Annotated in this window: 11 protein-coding genes; all 11 read right to left on the bottom strand. The window is 66.0% G+C overall.

Translation table 11 applies throughout. From position 1 onward, the window contains the following. Nucleotides 1-1,819: type VI secretion system tip protein VgrG (locus J4D28_RS07210; RefSeq protein ID WP_207246406.1), on the bottom strand; the 1,819-nt coding region annotated here is incomplete at its 3' end. A 21-nt stretch (nt 1,820-1,840) separates the two neighbouring features. Further along, nucleotides 1,841-2,905 (bottom strand): serine/threonine-protein kinase, encoded by a 1,065-nt coding sequence (locus J4D28_RS07215; protein ID WP_009051582.1) that lies wholly within the window; start codon nt 2,903-2,905, stop codon nt 1,841-1,843. After that, entirely contained in the window at nt 2,902-3,630 is a 729-nt protein-coding gene (locus J4D28_RS07220; protein WP_007930264.1) for a PP2C family serine/threonine-protein phosphatase, read from the bottom strand. Before J4D28_RS07220 ends, J4D28_RS07215 begins: the two co-directional genes overlap by 4 nt. Further along, the gene (gene tssM, locus J4D28_RS07225) at nt 3,630-7,157 is read right to left on the bottom strand and encodes a type VI secretion system membrane subunit TssM (RefSeq protein WP_028683645.1); all 3,528 of its coding nucleotides are present in this window, start codon (nt 7,155-7,157) and stop codon (nt 3,630-3,632) included. The genes J4D28_RS07220 and tssM overlap by 1 nt, the downstream gene beginning before the upstream one ends. A gap of 14 nt (nt 7,158-7,171) precedes the next feature. Then, nucleotides 7,172-8,041 carry a type IVB secretion system protein IcmH/DotU gene (gene icmH / locus J4D28_RS07230; RefSeq protein WP_007930266.1) on the bottom strand — a complete coding sequence of 290 codons (870 nt, stop codon included), beginning with the start codon at nt 8,039-8,041 and terminating at the stop codon, nt 7,172-7,174. Nucleotides 8,042-8,046: 5 nt separating this feature from the next. After that, the gene (gene tssK, locus J4D28_RS07235; protein ID WP_007930267.1) at nt 8,047-9,378 is read right to left on the bottom strand and encodes a type VI secretion system baseplate subunit TssK; all 1,332 of its coding nucleotides are present in this window, start codon (nt 9,376-9,378) and stop codon (nt 8,047-8,049) included. Nucleotides 9,379-9,380: 2 nt separating this feature from the next. Next, nucleotides 9,381-9,881: a type VI secretion system lipoprotein TssJ gene (gene tssJ / locus J4D28_RS07240; RefSeq protein ID WP_063433407.1), complete on the bottom strand. Its 501-nt coding sequence runs from the start codon at nt 9,879-9,881 to the stop codon at nt 9,381-9,383. A gap of 5 nt (nt 9,882-9,886) precedes the next feature. Continuing rightward, nucleotides 9,887-11,080, bottom strand: a complete 1,194-nt coding sequence (gene tagH, locus J4D28_RS07245; RefSeq protein WP_009051586.1) for a type VI secretion system-associated FHA domain protein TagH — start codon at nt 11,078-11,080, stop codon at nt 9,887-9,889. A 17-nt stretch (nt 11,081-11,097) separates the two neighbouring features. Further along, nucleotides 11,098-11,238: a hypothetical protein gene (locus tag J4D28_RS07250; RefSeq protein ID WP_007930271.1), complete on the bottom strand. Its 141-nt coding sequence runs from the start codon at nt 11,236-11,238 to the stop codon at nt 11,098-11,100. Nucleotides 11,239-11,333: 95 nt separating this feature from the next. Beyond that, nucleotides 11,334-12,851 carry a sigma-54-dependent Fis family transcriptional regulator gene (locus J4D28_RS07255; RefSeq protein WP_009051587.1) on the bottom strand — a complete coding sequence of 506 codons (1,518 nt, stop codon included), beginning with the start codon at nt 12,849-12,851 and terminating at the stop codon, nt 11,334-11,336. A gap of 10 nt (nt 12,852-12,861) precedes the next feature. Continuing rightward, a complete protein-coding gene (gene tssH / locus J4D28_RS07260; protein WP_101283998.1) occupies nt 12,862-15,516 on the bottom strand; it encodes a type VI secretion system ATPase TssH in 2,655 nt (884 codons plus the stop codon). Nucleotides 15,517-15,524: the final 8 nt, after the last annotated feature.

Raw genomic sequence — 15,524 nt, forward strand, 5'->3', positions numbered from 1 at the left:
AGCTCCCCCCGGCCTTGATCGTCAGTTCGCTGCCCGCTTCGATGACCATCTTGGCGCCGGCCTTGAGGTGGATTTCCTGGCCGGCTTTGGTCAGTTGCGCGGTGCCGAGTTTGATGTGCTGGTTTTCGCCCACGGTCAGGTGGTCGTCGACGCGGGTTTCGGTCTTGCGGTCGGCGTGGGTGATGCGGTGTTCTTCGGCCTTGAGTTCGGTGTAGGTGTTCTTCTCCACGGTGTCGTGGCGTTCGTGGCCGATGCGGATTTTCTGGTCGTGCTCGATGTTTTCGTCCCAGTCGCGCTGGGCGTGGATGAAGATCTGTTCGGCGCCTTTTTTGTCTTCGATGCGCAGTTCGTTGTAGCCGGCGCCGCCGGGGGAGCTCATGGACTTGAAGACGGTACGGGTCTTGTTCGCCGGCAGGGCGTAAGGCACCGGGTGTTCCTTGTGGTACAGGCAGCCGGTGATCAGCGGCTGGTCGGGGTCGCCCTCGAGGAAGGTCACCAGTACTTCCATGCCGATGCGCGGGATGACGATGGCGCCGTAGCGGTCGCCGGCCCAGCTGGAGGACACGCGCAGCCAGCAGCTGGTCTTGTCGTCGGCCTTGCCTTCGCGGTCCCAGTGGAACTGTACCTTCACCCGACCGTACTGGTCGCAGTGGATTTCTTCGCCCTTGGGCCCGGTGACTACCGCGGTCTGGCTGCCCAGCACCCGCGGTTTCGGGTGGTTCAGGGCTGGACGGTAGAACACCTGCCAGGGCGTGGCGAGGAAGCGGTTGCGATAGCCCTGGTGGAAGTCATCCTTGTTGTCGGTGGTGTCGCTGGTCACCGACTCTTCCAGCACCTGTGGCTGCTTGCCTTCGTGGACGATGTGGGTCAGCAGCCAGAGGTCGTTCCACTCGCTGCGCGGGTGCTCGGACAGTTCCAGGAAGTGGCCGCTGACCAGGCGGGTCTGGTCGCCCCAGCCTTCGGCCTGCTGGTAGTCGGCGCGGTGGCGTTCGAGGGCGCGCTGGCTGAGGAACTTGCCGCGAGCGCGGTCGGTGAAGCGGCCCGGGTAGTCGTAGTCTTCCAGGTCCGGCTCTTCGCTTTCAGCCTCGGGTTTATAGGCCGCTTCCAGTTGCAGGCGTGGCTTCTCGAAGTCGTAGTCGCGGCGGGTGGTGCGGCTAGTGCGGGTTTCCAGGCGCAGGTTGAAACCCTTGATCACCGGCTCATCGGCGACCATGCCGCTGCCCTGGATATAGGCGGTGGGCTGGCCGAGTTTGGGGAACACGGTCTGGTCGTCGCCGAACACCAGCAAATGACCTTCCGGGCTGTGCTGGAAGTGGTAATGCAGGCCTTCCTCTTCGCACAGGCGCTGGATGAAGTGCAGGTCGGTTTCGTCGTACTGCACGCAGTAGTCGCGGTCCGGGCACGGGGTGCCGAGCTGGAACCGGTAGGCGTTGCCCTGGATACCGTGTTCTTCGAGGATCAGGGCGATGATCTTCGGCGCCGATAGCTGCTGGTAGATGCGCTGGTTGGTGCGGTGCTCGAGGTAGGCCAGTTGCGGCACCAGCGACACCTTGTAGCGGGTCAGGCGCTTGCCGGCATCGCCCTGGGCCACGCGGTAGATCTGGCCGTGGATGCCACTGCCTTGCGGATCAAACGCTAGAAAAGCCTGCTTGTGCAGCAGCGTCTCCAGGTCCAGGTCGGGGTTCTCGCTGACCAGTTCCAGATCGAAACGGAACGGCTGGCTGATGCCTTCGATCCCTTCGAAAGACAGCACCTGCAAGTCACCCTGGAAGTCGTCGACCGTCAGGCTGAAGTGGGTTTCATTGGAAGGATTGAACATATCTTGCTCCCTGTTCGGTGGTCATCCGTTACGCCGATGGAACCAGCGTTGCAGCCAGGACGAATCCGCGCGCATGGCGTCGCGCAATGCTTGGGCGCAGATGGTGCGTTGCGCCGCGTCGAAGGCCAGCGCCGCGCGCAGGGCTGGCCAACAGTGTCTGGGAAGGTTCTTGGGCGCCTGCAGCGTGCGGTCCAGGCGTTCGTCGCGGGCCTGGGTCGACGGCAACCGGCGATACGGGTGCTTGCCGCAGGCCAGCTCGTAGATCACACAGGCCACCGCGTACAGATCGGCGCTGGCCGACAAGGCCCCGCCCTCCAGCAATTCGGGGGCGGCATAGCCGGGCGTCCAGGCGTTGAAGCGGCTGCGGCTCAGCTGCGGCAGGCCGGGCAGCACGCCCTCCTCGGCCTGGCTCAGGCCGAAGTCGAACAGCCGCACACCGTCTTCGCACAGCATCACGTTGCTCGGTTTCAGGTCGCCGTGCAGCACACCGCGAGCGTGGCTGTACGCCAGGGCATCGAGCAGTGGCCGCACCACATCGCGCAGCTCTTTCCACGGCAGGCCGGTGGGCCGTTCGCAGAGCAGTTTGTCCAGGGTCAGGCCGCGCATCAGCTCCATGGTGATGAAGGCGCGCTGGCACTGGGTGTCCACCTCGAAGCTGTGCAAGCGCACGACGTTCGGGTGGCGCAGGCGTCGGGTCAGGGCGAACTCGCTGTAGAGCAAGGCACTGGCATCCGGCGTCTCGGAGAATTCTTCGCTCATGACTTTGAGCGCTATGTAAGGGTCGGGATCGCCGAACTGCTCATGCAGCAGGTCCCGCGCGCGGTAGACCGCGCCCATGCCACCGGCCCCGAGCAGGCGCTCGAGGCGGTAACGTCCGGCCAGTACGTCCGGCAACCCACCCACAGGCGCCACGGCCTTGGCCTTGGAACGGGAGCGGTTCCTCGAGCGGTTGCGCCCCTTGCCCTTGGCCTTGGGCGCCACGGGACGCGGCGCCTCATTGGCCTTGGCGAAGGCGAAATAGGTCAGGTTGCTGGCCTCTTCCTCGCTCATCAGGATGTTATCCAGACCGGATTTGAGATCACTCATTGGCGGATCACCACGGCTGTCAGGTTGTCCCGCGCCGAGCCTCGCAGGGCGCCGTCGAACAGACGCTCCAGCGCCACCTGCGGCGAAGCCAGGCTCAAGGCGTTGCCCAGCGCGTCGCTGGTCAGCCCCTGGTACAGGCCGTCGCTGCACAGCAGGAAGGCATCGCCGGGGTAGACCTGCAGCTCTAGCACATCCAGGGTCAGCTGCTCGCTGGCGCCCACCGCCCGGGTCAGGGCATTGGCCGCCGGATGAGCCCGCGCCTGCTCGACGCTCATCTGCTGCTCGTCGATCAGTTGCTGTTGCAGCGAATGGTCCTTGGACAGCTGGTACAGACGCTGCCCGCGCCACAGGTAACAGCGGCTGTCGCCGGCCCAGATGCACGCCGCGCGGTCGCCTTCCAGCAACAGCGCGACCACGGTGCTGCCCATGATGCTGTCGTGGCGCTCGGCGGTGACGGTCAACTCCTGGCCCAGGCGCCGGTTGAGCCAGTGCAGGCACTGGCGCAAGCCCTTGAGCCGCTCGTCGAAACTGTCCTGCGCCGGCAACTCGGCCAGGCTGGCGACGATCAACTGGCTGGCGATGTCGCCACCCTGATGCCCGCCCATGCCGTCCGCGACCACCCAGAGCCCCTGCTCCGGGCAGTCGAGGAAGGCATCTTCGTTGCGCGCCCGAACCTTGCCCGGGTCGGTGCGCGCAGCGCTGCGCCAGGTACTGGCAACCAGCATCAGAGCTGCACCGGCATGCGGAAGGTGCGCAGCACGCCCATGTCGAACGGGTTCGGCGTGCGCTGGCTCATCAGCAGGTAGTTGGCGCGCAGGCCGCCCAGGTCGGCCTTGAGCACCAGCACGTCACGGCCGGTCAGGTACTCGGTCTGCATCAGGTCGAACAGGCGGAACAGCGACCAGGGGCCGGTGTTCTTTTCGATGCCCACCGGGCGCCCGGCCATCTTGTCCAGCACCAGGCTGGTGCGACCGTCTTCGGCGTCGGTCGGCCACTTGAAGGACACCGGCACGATCGGGCCGTGGCGGTATTCCATGGTCTTGTCGCCGAAACGGAACTCGGAGCGGCTCACCGCCGGGTCCAGGGTGTAGGGCTCCAGCTTGAACTGCACCTGCGGCTCCGCCGGGTTCTCCGAGAAGAAGCTCTGGCGGATCACCTGGGCCGCGGCCATCTGGTCGAGGTAGACCTTGGACATCGGCAGGCTGTGGCCGTCGATGCTGCGCAGGCGGTAGTTGCCCGGATCGCCGCTGACGAAAGGCCGCATGTAGGTTTCGAAGAAGCGATCGGCGATGCCTTGCGCCTTGAAGAACTCGCGGAAGTCGCTGATGGCGACATCGCTGGTGCTGTGGGCGCTGAACGGATAACGCTTGCTGATGGCCTTGCCGTAGAAGCTGTACAGCTCGCTCTGGTAACGCTGGTTGAGGTACTGGTAGGAGTCGTTGAGCACCAGGCGCCAGGTGTCTTCCGCCAGCACGTTGAACCACACGCTCACCGGACGCGGCAGGCGCACCGAAGCGTTGCGCAGGCTGCTCAGGGCATCGCGCTGGCCGCTCATGCGGGTCTTGGCCATCTCGAACGCCGCCTGCTCGGGCGCGCTGGCACGGGCCAGGCCGGCCAGTTGCAGTTGCAGGTCGTTCAGCGCTTGCAGCGCCGGCGTCAGGTCAGCGGCCGGGCCGTTGTTGTCGTCCAGCAGGCGGTGCAGCGGTTCGAAGCGACGTTGCAGCGACTTCTTCGCGGTGTCCGGCAGGTTCTTGGCCAGGGCTTCCTGGGCCTTGCCCGCGGCAGCCGCCGCGACCTTGCCCAGCGCCCCGCCCTTCTCGGCGGCCTTGTCCGCCGCGGCGGTCGCGTCTTCGGCCGCTTCGGCGATGGCCTGGAAGCGGGTGTTCTCGCGCACCTCCACCAGCAGTTGCAGCACCGGCGAGTTGGCCGAGGTCAGGCCGGCGACCTGATCGGCGCCTTCGCCAGCGTCGTTGAACGGTTGCAGGCCGACCTGGCCGACCGCTTCGCTCCAGAAGTTGGCGTAGTCGCGGAAGTACAGCTGTTCCAGTTCCACCATCAGGCGGCGCAGGTCCATGCCGCTGATGCCGCTGCCTTCGCCCAGCACCCAGTTGTCACGCAGGATATCGGTGACCAGCGCCGTGCCCTGGACCGAGAAATACTGCTGGTAACCCTGTTGGGTGTAGAAGCCCGGGATCGCGTAGTCGGTGCCGACGAACAGGCTGCCTTGCGGCCCCAGGTGCTGGCTCAGACGGTACTCCGGCAGGCTCCGCGCCTGTTCGCGCAGCACGCGATAGACCACGTTGGCCAGCGACTCGCTGCGCAGCACCTGGCGCGCCTGGGCCACCAGCGTGTCGTTGAGCGGGTAGCTGAACGGCAGTTTGAGCAGACGTTCGAAGTGCGCGCCCAGGCCATTCTGCACCGCGGTGTTGCCGGCGTAGCGCGTCGACCAGTCGCTGGCCACCCAGTCCTTGAGCCAGGACGGATCGCGACGGTCCTGCATGTTCAGCATCAGGTACGCCCGCAGGCTGTTGAGCAGGCGGTCGCGGTCGCGCATGTTGCTGCGGATCTGCCCTTCCAGCATCTGCGCCACCCGTGGCAGCAGCTGCGCTTGCAGCTCACGCTCGTAGGCGCTGAGCACCACCGGGTTGCTTTCCTCGCCCTGGTACAGGCCGACCCGCTCGTGCAGCGAGACGTCGCCCTTGGCCGGGAACACCTTGGTGGCTTCGAAGCTGGTGTCGAGGGTCTTGAGCGCCGCCATCGCGTCGTCGCGGGCGGTCAGCGCGGTGCGCTGCTGGTTCCAGTTCTGCGCCAGGGAGCGCAGGTTTTCCAGGCGCTCGTAGTTGGCGGAAAAACCACCGGCCCAGAGCAGGCCGAACAAGGCCAGGGCCACCAGCGCGCCAACGTACAGCGCACGCTGGCCCCAATGGATGCGATTGCGCTCGCGCTTGTCCAGGCCAGCCAGGTCGGCCTCGGGGAAAATCACCCGGCTCAGCAGGTGGTGAATGAAGCGCGAACGACCGCTGCGCAGGGTCGGCAGCACACCGGCCGCCATGCCCAGGCTGGCGCCGATGCTGGCGGTGTCGGGGTCGAGTTTTTCCGTCAGGTGCGGCGCGCTGGTCAGGTAGAAACCGCGCAGCTGGCTGGCCCGCTGGTAGCGGTTGCCGGTGAATGCCATGTCGACGAACAGGCACAGACGCTCGCCGATCTGCCCCAGCTGGTGCGGGAAGTCGAGGATGCGGCCACGGCGCTGGGTGTCGCGCTCCTGGTGCATGCGCATGATCACCTGGCTGTTCAGGCGGCGCAGCAGCTCTTCGAACTCCTGGCGCAGCACGGCGACGTCGGTGCCGTTCTGTTCCTTGCGGAAGCTGGTGCCGAGCACCTGATCGCTTTCCTCGCGGCTCAGCTGGTCGAAGAACTCGTCGAAGCCGAGCAGTTGGTCGGCCTTGCTCAGCACCAGGTACACCGGCACGTCGACGTGCAGCTTCTGGTGCACGTCCTGCAGGCGCGCGCGGACCTGGCGCGCCAGGGTGTCGAGATCCGGCTCGTTGCCGCTCAGCAGCAGTTCCACCGGAATGGTCACCAACACACCGTTGAGCGGACGCCCGCGACGGCGCTTGCGCAGCAGGTTGAGCAAGGTGCTCCAGGCGCTGCCGTCGACTTCCGCGTCGGGCTGGGTCAGGTAGCGGCCGGCGGTGTCGATCAGCACGCCGTGGTCGGCGAAGTACCAGTCGCAATGCCGGGTGCCGATGGTGTCGCGGGTCAGCTTGCGGTCGATCTTGTTGATCGGGAACTCAAGGCCCGAGAAGTCCAGCAGGCTGGTCTTGCCGCTGCTCTGCGGACCGATCAGCAGGTACCAGGGCAGGTCGTTGCGCCAGCGCTCGCTGCGCCCGCGGTACAGGCTGGAGGTCTTGAGGGTGCGCATGGCTTCCTTGAAGCGGCTGCGCAGCTCTTTCTGTTCCTCGTCGATCAGCTCTTCACGGCGCAGGCGTTCCTGGCCGTCTTCGCTGTCTTCCATTTCTTTCTTGCGGATCCCGGCGCGCCAGCTGACGAAGACCATGGTCAGGCCCCAGATCAGGAACAGCACGCTGATGGTCAGCAGGCGCGAGGTCGCGCTTTCCCAGAACTTGTAGTCGTTGACCGCCAGCAGCGGCCCGACGAACCACACCAGCAGCGCCACGAACAGCACCAGCAACAGCGTCCAGACCCACGTCTTGCGCAGGAAGGCGCCGACTTTCTTGAAGAAGTTTTTCATCACACGTCCCTGTATTACGGCTGGGGCTGGACCACGGCCGGGTCAAGCTGCTGATAAGGTTGCAGAACGGTCTCGCGCTGCTCGCCCAGAACCCAGGCGAACCCCGAATACATCACCACCAGGCAGACCACCGTGAACAGCGCGACCATCCACCACGGCACGATGCGCACCAGGCTGCGGCGCTTGTCGTGCAGGCCTTCCCAATGCGGCGACAGCTCGCGCGGCACGTCGCCGCGCAGCTGGCGGATCTGCCGGTACAGCGCATCGCGGATGCCTTCGAGTTCGAGCATGCCGCGGGCCATGACCCGGTACTTGCCCTCGAAACCCAGCGACAGGCACAGGTACATCAGCTCCAGCATCGGCAGGTGCTTGACCGGGTTCTTCGACAACCGGTCCAGCAGCTGGAAGAACTTCTCGCCACCAAAGGTCTCGTTGTGGAAGCTGCTGAGCAGGCTCATCTGCGACCACTCGCTTTCATTGCCCCAGGGGGTGGTGACCACCGCCTCGTCGACCACGGTGCACAGCACGTAGCGGGCGGCCATGACCTGGCTGCTTTCGGCGCCGTTGTGCAGGGCGCGCACCTCGAACAGTTTCAGGGCCGAGGTCAGCCGCTCGTTGAGCGCATACAGGTCTTCGCGGGTGTCGCTGTGCTTGAGGCGCACCACTTCCGACAACAGGTCGGAGGCCGCCGCCACCAGCGCGTTCAGGCTGATGTTGAAGGCCTCGGCCGGGCGCAGGCGCGCGGCGTAGATCATCCGTTCTTCCAGTTGCTCGAAGCGTGGCGGCGCGGCGAAATCGGTCAGCGGACTCTGCGCCGGGCCATGGCCCTGGCGATCGAGCAGGACGGTCTTGTCGTCCTGGTTGTGTTCCATGTCCTTGATCATGTCGGTCAGTTCCTGATGGCCCAGAATTTCAGTTCAAGCTCGGCGAATTCGCCGGACACGTGGAAGGCGAAACCGCCGGAACGCTCCAGTTGCGCCAGGTCTTCGGAACTGAGTTCGAGGATGAAATAGGTTTTGTTGGAGTGGAACGCGATCTGCCGTGGCGCCACCGGCAAGGGTTTGACCTTGATCCCCGGCAGGTGCAGGTTGACCAGTTGGCGAATGCGCTCCACCGGGCCGACCTTGAGGTGCGCCGGCAAGCGATGGCGCAGTTCTTCGGAGTCGCAGTTGGCGCTGGCGGCCAGGACGAACGAGGCCGAGCCCAGCAGCTTGTGGTCGTGCAACGGCGACACGATGATCCCGTACTGGCGCGCCTGCAGCACCAGCTCGATGGCGTGCTGTTCGAGCACCATCGACAGCACCTGGCGGATCGCGTCCATCAACTTGCGGAAGCTCGCGCCCTGGTCGCTGTGCTGGTAGCGGCTGTCCAGGCGCGGCCGCTTGCTGTCGCTGGCGAAGGTCGCCAGATCGCCGAGCATGGTCAACAGCGTGCGGTACAGCTCTTCCGGATGCACCTGCTCCAGGCCCAGGTAGTGGCGCAGCAGCAGTTCGGTGCGGTTGATCAGTTGCAGCATCATGAAGTCGCCGACTTCGGCACCGCCGACCTTGCCGTTGGAACGGATCCGGTCGGCAATGGTGTCGCCGCGGTGACTGAGCATGCTGATCACTTCCTTCAGGCACGACAGCAGGTAGCTCGAGGCATGGGCGTGGATGAAGGTCGGCACGAAGTCCGGGTCGAGGCTGATCACCCCGTCGGGCGTGGTGTCGAGGACTTCGCAGAGCTTGAGCTTCACATAGGCCTGGTCGCTCTGTTGCTCGCCGAGCAGCAGGCGGAAGTCCGGCCGGGCGCAGCTGACCTGGCTGCTGGAGTCGTCGCCGGCGTTGGAGTCGGCCACTTCCGCCTCGTAGGCGGTGTAGCGCGCCAGCACGTCGGACTGCTCCGGACGGCGTGACTCGATGTGGTTGCCGGTCACCAGCGGCAAGGCCAGGTAGACCGGGGTGTTGCCGGTGTTCGGCGGTACGTCGAGGGCCAGCGGCTCGGTGTTGCCGCCCAGCTCGAACAGGCTGCCGTCGGGCAGGATGCCGGAGGCCTGGCTGATCACCAGCTTGCCCATGTTGAGGAACTGCAGGTCGATCTCCAGGCTCAGGAAACCCCAGGAATAACTGCCCAGCAACTGGGTGCGGGTCTTCATCTGGTAGTCGTAGTAGCGATCGTTGTGCTGGAAGTGCTGCGGGCGCAGCAACATGCCTTCCTGCCAAATGACTTTATGCACATTCATGATTACTTGTCCGCCTTGGCGAGCGTTGCGTTGCTGGTGCGGATACCGGCCTGGTCGAGGGTCAGGTCGGCTTCGGTCAGTTCCACCGGAGTGAGCTGCACCACATAGCGCCACTGGGTTTCCGACAGGTCGCGGTAGGCCGCCAGCACGCCGACGTAGCGGCTGCCTTCTTCGACGCTGAGCTTGAGTTCCACGGTTTCACCCGGGCGCAGTTCCAGTTCTTCGCTGGCCACCATGTCCGGGGCCAGGGACTCCTTGGCGCGCTCGTAGAGGCTGAAGAAATCGGCGTTCTCGAAGGCCACCGGATGCTTGAGTTCGATCAGCCGCACCACGATCGGCGACGGACGACCGTTGAGGTCCGGGTTGAGCTGGTCGCTGGCAGTCAGCTTGAGGTTGAGCTTGGTCATGGTCGAGTACGGCGACAGCGACGAGCAGCCGGCCAGCAACGCCAGGGCGGTCAGCACAGCCAGCGTCTTGGATAACAGGGTCGAGCAGCGAGACATGCGCATCATCCTTGGTGTTCGGTGTGAAGGGTGGAGATCAGGCGGATCTGTTCTTCGTAGGCCTGGGCGAAGTCGCGGGCCAGCAGGCGTTCGCTCCAGTCATCGTCCTGGCGCAGGGCCTGGTGGTAGCGGTTGTAGGCTCTCCAGCGGCTGCCGGATGTGGCCAGCAACGGCTTGTTGTCGCGCTCGAAACGCAGGGTCAGTTGCTGCGGCGAAAAATGCTCGAGGGTGCCGCGCACGGCCGCGCGGCTGGCGGTCAGCAGCGCCACCTGGTGCGCCTGCAGATCGCGGAACGCGCGGGAGATCGCCTGCTCGGCCGGCAACTGGCCGGGCTTGTTGCCCTGCAGCAGGATGCCCAGCGCTTCGCTGGCGTCCACGGCAAACTTGAGCGGGTTCTTGCTGCCGCCCTGGGCCGTGGTCAGGGCCAGGCGCAGTTCGTTTTTCAGCTCGCTGCGGGTGCGCAGGCTCTGCTGCAGGCCGCCGATGCTTTGCTTGAGCAGGCGCGCGGCATCGATCGCCAGGGCTTCGCGGGCGTCGTGATCGAGGCCTTTGAGGTCCACCCCCAGCGCCGCGCCGAAATGCTCCCAGAAGCCTTCGCGCTGGCGCTCCACCGGGGCCGGCTCGACGGCGACCGGCGCCTCGGGCTGGGCCACCAGTTCCGGCACCAGCAGGCTTTCCATGTCGATGCGCGCATAGTCCGCGCGCTGCCGTGGTTCCTGGCGCGGCGTGTTGAGCGCAGTCAGTTCGTCGATTTCCGAATACACCCGTTCCTGCTGGTCCAGCGCGTTGAGCGGGTCGAGGTCGAGGAATGCGTCATCGGGAATGATGCTGCCAGCGGCTTGCGGACGCCCGACTTCGGCGTCGAAGGTCGCCGGGTCGCGCACCAGGCGCGCGCGGATCTCGAAATCCCCCAGCACATACACGCTGCCGTGCTCGATACGCTGCGGCTCGCCCTTGCGCAGGCGCGCGCCGCTGTCACTGGCCTGGATACCGTTGCTGCTGGTATCGGTGAGGAAAAACATTCCGTCGCGGTAGCTGACGATCGCGTGGTGGTTGGACAGGTGACGCTTGCGGTCCGGAATGATCCAGTCGCAATCCTCGCCTCGCCCGATCACCCCACCGGCCTGCTTGAAGGTTTTGCTGCTCAACTCCGTGGGCACGAACTGCTTGGTGTTCAGCATTTCGAAAACCAGTTCCATGATGATGCTCCTTGCGGTCACTTGCCGCGATTGACCGCCTGCGGATCACCCAATGGGCGATAGGTGTTGTCGTTGAATTTGTAATTACCGCTACAGCCGCCGAGGCCGCTGAGAACGATCAGAGCCAGCAGGGCGGCTTGCCAGTGACGAACAGACATCAGAGGGTCTCCATGGGTAGACAATGCACAAAGCGCCGACCCTGGCGGGCGACGCTTGGCGAAACGAAAAAGGCGCTGGGGAAAGTCATGTCGCGCTAACCCTCGAAGTCGCCAAGATTGATGTTCAACCGCCCGAGGCGGTACAGCAGCGTGCGCCTGGGCAGCCCCAGCTCGCGGGCCGCCAGGGTCTGGTTGCCGTCGTTCTTGCGCAGGCAATCGAGCAGCAGGTGGCGCTCGACCTTCTCCAGGCGTTCGCGCAGGTTCAGGCCGGGTTCTTCCGGCAGCGCTTCGCTGCTCAGGGAGAAATGCTCGGCCAGCAGCTCACCGCCTTCGCACAGCAGCACCGCCCGTTCCACCAGGCCCTTGAGCTCGCGCACGTTGCCCGGGAAGGTGTAGCCCGACAGGTGATTGAGGGCGGTTTCCGACCAGCTCACCGGGTCGCGCTGCAGGAAGGCGCAGGCCTTGTCGGCGAAGTGCCGGGCCAGGTCGAGGATGTCGCCTTCGCGCTGGCGCAGGGCCGGCAACTCGATCGGGAACTGCGCCAGGCGGTAGTACAGGTCCTCGCGGAACTTGCCTTCGCTGACCAGCACCGCCAGGTCGCGGTGGGTCGCGGCGATGATGCGCACGTCGATCTTGTGGGTGTCGTTGGAACCCAGCGGACGGATCTCGCCCTCCTGCAACACGCGCAGCAGCTTGGCTTGCAGGGACAGCGGCATGTCGCCGATTTCGTCCAGCAACAGGGTGCCGCCATTGGCCGCGTCGAACAGCCCCGGACGGTCGCGATCGGCGCCAGTGAAGGCACCCTTGCGGTAGCCGAACAGCTCGCTCTCCAGCAGGTTCTCCGGGAAGGCCGCGCAGTTCTGCACGATGAACGCCTGGGAGCGCCGTGGGCCGTAGTCGTGGATGGCCCGCGCCACCACTTCCTTGCCAGTGCCGGTCTCGCCACGCAGCAACACGGTGTAGGGGCTGTGCAGCACCTTGCTGATCAACTGGTAGGTCTGGCGCATGGCCGTGCTGTTGCCGATCAACCCGTAGCCGCTGGCGCTGACCGGGGTGCTGGCCACGGGCGTCGCGTCGCCCACTGGACGGCGCAGGCGTTGCAGCAGGTGCAATTGCCCGAGCACGAACGAGCCCAGCTGCCCCATGGAATCGGCGAAGCCCTGCAGGTCGATGTGTTCGCGACTGGCGCACAGCAGCAGGCCCTCGACGGCCTTTTGCGTGTTCACCAGCGGCACGCACAACAACGACTGCCAGGGCGTGTCCCGGGCCGGCAGGAAACTGGTTTCGTGCAGGCTGCCGCTCAGCCCCACCAGGCTCACCACGCGGTTCTGGCACAGGGCGAACTGCAGCAGTTGCTCACCGTTGTAGTCCGCCGGCAGGCTCGCCGCTTCCCGCGGTTGCAGGATGCCGCCCAGGCATTCGGCGCTCAGGCCCAGCCGGGTATGGGTGGCATCCAGCAGGTACAGCTGGCTCAGCTCGCAACCGCTGAGCCCGGCCACGCCGCGCACGAAATCGCCCAGCAGCGCGCCACCGTCGGCCGCCCGCGACAGGCTGGCGAACTGCGCCAGCAGCGCCTCGGCATAGATCAGCGGTTGCGGTACACGAGTGAACATCACACCCACCTCAGGCGAACTCGCAGGTCACGCCGCCGCTGCTGTCGAGCGTCGCGTGTACGCGCTTGAGGTTCTCGCCGGTGGCCATGGCGTCCAGCAGGCGGTCGGCCACCAGCGGCAGTACGTGCAGGTCGAGCAAGTGGTCGATCAGGCGCGCGCCGCTTTCGCTCTGGGTGCAGCGCTCGGCCAGGTGGTCGACCAGGTTCTGGCAGTAAGTGAAATCCAGCTGGCGACGGTTCAGGCGCTCGCCCAGGCGGCCCAGCTTGATTTCGATCAGCTCGCGCAGCACCGGGCCGCCCACCGGGTAGTACGGCACCACGCGCATGCGCGCCAGCAGCGCCGGCTTGAAGTGCTTGCTGAGCACCGGGCGGATGGTCTCTTCCAGGATCTCGGCGCTCGGCCGCTCACCGTTCTCACACAGGGCGCTGATGCGGTCGCTGGCCAGGTTCGAGGTCATCAGGATCAGCGTGTTGCGGAAGTCGATCTCGCGCCCTTCGCCGTCGTTGGCCACGCCCTTGTCGAAGATCTGATAGAACAGGTTGAGCACGTCCGGGTCGGCTTTCTCGACCTCGTCGAGCAGCACCACCGAATAGGGCTTCTGCCGCACCGCCTCGGTGAGCATGCCGCCTTCGCCGTAGCCAACGTAGCCTGGCGGCGCGCCGATCAGGCGCGACACGGTGTGCTTCTCCTGGAACTCGGACATGTTGATGGTGGTGATGAAGCGATCGCCGCCGTACAGCAGGTCGGCCAGGGCCAGGGCGGTTTCGGTCTTGCCGACGCCGCTCGGGCCGACCAGCAGGAATACCCCCACCGGCGCATCCGGCTTGTTCAGGCCAGCGGCGGTGGCGCGCATCGAGCGATCCAGCGCATGCACCGCCTGCTCCTGGCCACGAATGCGGGCGCGCAGGTCGGTGGCGAAGCTCGCCACCTTGGCGTTGTGTTCACGGGCCAGTTGCGTCAGTGGCACACCGGTCCAGGCGCTGATCACTTCGGCCACCAGGCGCGGGCAGACTTCGAAGCTGACCAGGCGTTCCTGGCTCTGGGCATCGCTCAGGGCGCGATGGGTTTCGTTGAGGGCAGCCTCCAGCGCCTCGACGCTCTGCCCTTCTTCCACTTCGGCGGCGAGGGTTTCGATCACCGTGCCTTCGGCGTCTTCTTCCACCGATACCCGCGGTGGCTGGTTGGCCGCGTCGCGAGCCTTGGCCAGTTGCTGGCGCAGTTCGAGCAGACGCTCGGCCAGGGTGCGCTGTTCGCTCCACAGGGTTTCCAGGGCTTGTTGCTCGGCCTCGGCGTCGGCCAGACGGGCTTCCAACGCGTCCAGCGCTTCCTGGTCGATCACCAGGCCGGCCTCGGCATCGCGGCGCAGTGCCTGGCGCTGACGGCCGCCTTCGGCCAGCTCGCCACGCAGGCGTTCCAGGCTCTCCGGCGCCGCCGCCAGGCTGATGCGCACCCGGGCACAGGCGGTATCGAGCACGTCCACCGCCTTGTCCGGCAGCTGGCGGCCAGCCAGGTAGCGGGCCGACAGTTCGGCCGCGGCCACCACCGCGTCGTCGCGCAGGTAGATACCGTGACTCTTTTCGTAGACCTGGGCCAGGCCACGCAGGATGGTCACCGCCTCGCTGACGGTCGGTTCGTGCAGCTGCACCGGCTGGAAGCGACGGGCCAGTGCCGGGTCTTTCTCGAAGTACTTCTTGTACTCGGCCCAGGTGGTGGCGGCGATGGTCCGCAGCTCGCCACGAGCCAGCGCCGGCTTGAGCAGGTTGGCCGCATCGGAACCGCCCGCGTTGCCGCCGGCGCCGATCAGGGTGTGGGCTTCGTCGATAAACAGAATGATCGGCTTAGGCGAAGCCTTGACCTCGTCGATCACGCCCTTGAGGCGGCGCTCGAACTCGCCCTTCACGCTGGCGCCGGCCTGCAGCAGGCCCATGTCCAGCGACAGCAGCTCGACGCCCTTGAGCACCTGCGGCACTTCACCGGCGGCGATGCGCGAGGCCAGGCCTTCGACCACCGCGGTTTTACCGACGCCGGCTTCACCGACCACGATCGGGTTGTTCTTGCGACGACGGGCGAGGATGTCGACCATCTGGCGGATCGCGCCATCGCGGCACAGCACCGGGTCGAGCTTGCCCTCGCGCGCCTGCTGGGTCAGGTTGTGGGTGAAGCGCTGCAACAGCGATTCGCCCGGCGCCGCCGGCTTGCCGCTGGCCGGCTCTTCCTTCTGCGACAGGGCGAAATCCTTCAGCCGTTCGATGTTCAGCTTGGCCAGCAGCGGCTGGTAACGGCTACCGGCGTAACGCATCGGGTTGCGCAGCAGGGCGAGGATCAGCGCCGCCTGTTCGACCTGGCTCTGGCCCAGTTCGAGGTTGGCCACCAGCAAGGCGTCCTGCAGCCACTGCACCAGTTCCGGGGCGAACACCGGGTTGCGCGAGGCACTGTGCTCGACCCGCGATTGCAGTGCCGCGCTCAGTTCGCCGGCATCCACTTCGGCGTCCTGCAGCGCGCGGGCGAGCAGGCCTTGCGGACGCTCCAGCAGACCCAGCAACAGGTCTTCGACCAGGATCTTGCTGCCGCCACGGGCGACGCAGCGTTCGGCGGAGCTTTCCAGGTCACGGCGGGTTTCGGCGTCCAGCGCCTGGATCAGTTGCTGCAGGTCTACGTTGATCATGTCATCTG

Origin of the sequence: Pseudomonas sp. GW531-T4, from assembly GCF_017349615.1 — a bacterium.
Classification (GTDB): Bacteria; Pseudomonadota; Gammaproteobacteria; order Pseudomonadales; family Pseudomonadaceae; genus Aquipseudomonas; species Aquipseudomonas chlororaphis_I.

Excerpts from the sequence above, each read along its gene's own strand:
- tssK (WP_007930267.1), bottom strand. The coding sequence starts at position 9,378 with ATGAATGTGCATAAAGTCATTTGGCAGGAAGGCATGTTGCTGCGCCCG.
- J4D28_RS07250 (WP_007930271.1), bottom strand. The coding sequence starts at position 11,238 with ATGTCTGTTCGTCACTGGCAAGCCGCCCTGCTGGCTCTGATCGTTCTC.
- tssH (WP_101283998.1), bottom strand. The coding sequence starts at position 15,516 with ATGATCAACGTAGACCTGCAGCAACTGATCCAGGCGCTGGACGCCGAA.
- tssJ (WP_063433407.1), bottom strand. The coding sequence starts at position 9,881 with ATGTCTCGCTGCTCGACCCTGTTATCCAAGACGCTGGCTGTGCTGACC.
- J4D28_RS07255 (WP_009051587.1), bottom strand. The coding sequence starts at position 12,851 with ATGTTCACTCGTGTACCGCAACCGCTGATCTATGCCGAGGCGCTGCTG.
- tssM (WP_028683645.1), bottom strand. The coding sequence starts at position 7,157 with ATGAAAAACTTCTTCAAGAAAGTCGGCGCCTTCCTGCGCAAGACGTGG.
- J4D28_RS07220 (WP_007930264.1), bottom strand. The coding sequence starts at position 3,630 with ATGCTGGTTGCCAGTACCTGGCGCAGCGCTGCGCGCACCGACCCGGGC.
- icmH (WP_007930266.1), bottom strand. The coding sequence starts at position 8,041 with ATGATCAAGGACATGGAACACAACCAGGACGACAAGACCGTCCTGCTC.
- J4D28_RS07215 (WP_009051582.1), bottom strand. The coding sequence starts at position 2,905 with ATGAGTGATCTCAAATCCGGTCTGGATAACATCCTGATGAGCGAGGAA.
- tagH (WP_009051586.1), bottom strand. The coding sequence starts at position 11,080 with ATGGAACTGGTTTTCGAAATGCTGAACACCAAGCAGTTCGTGCCCACG.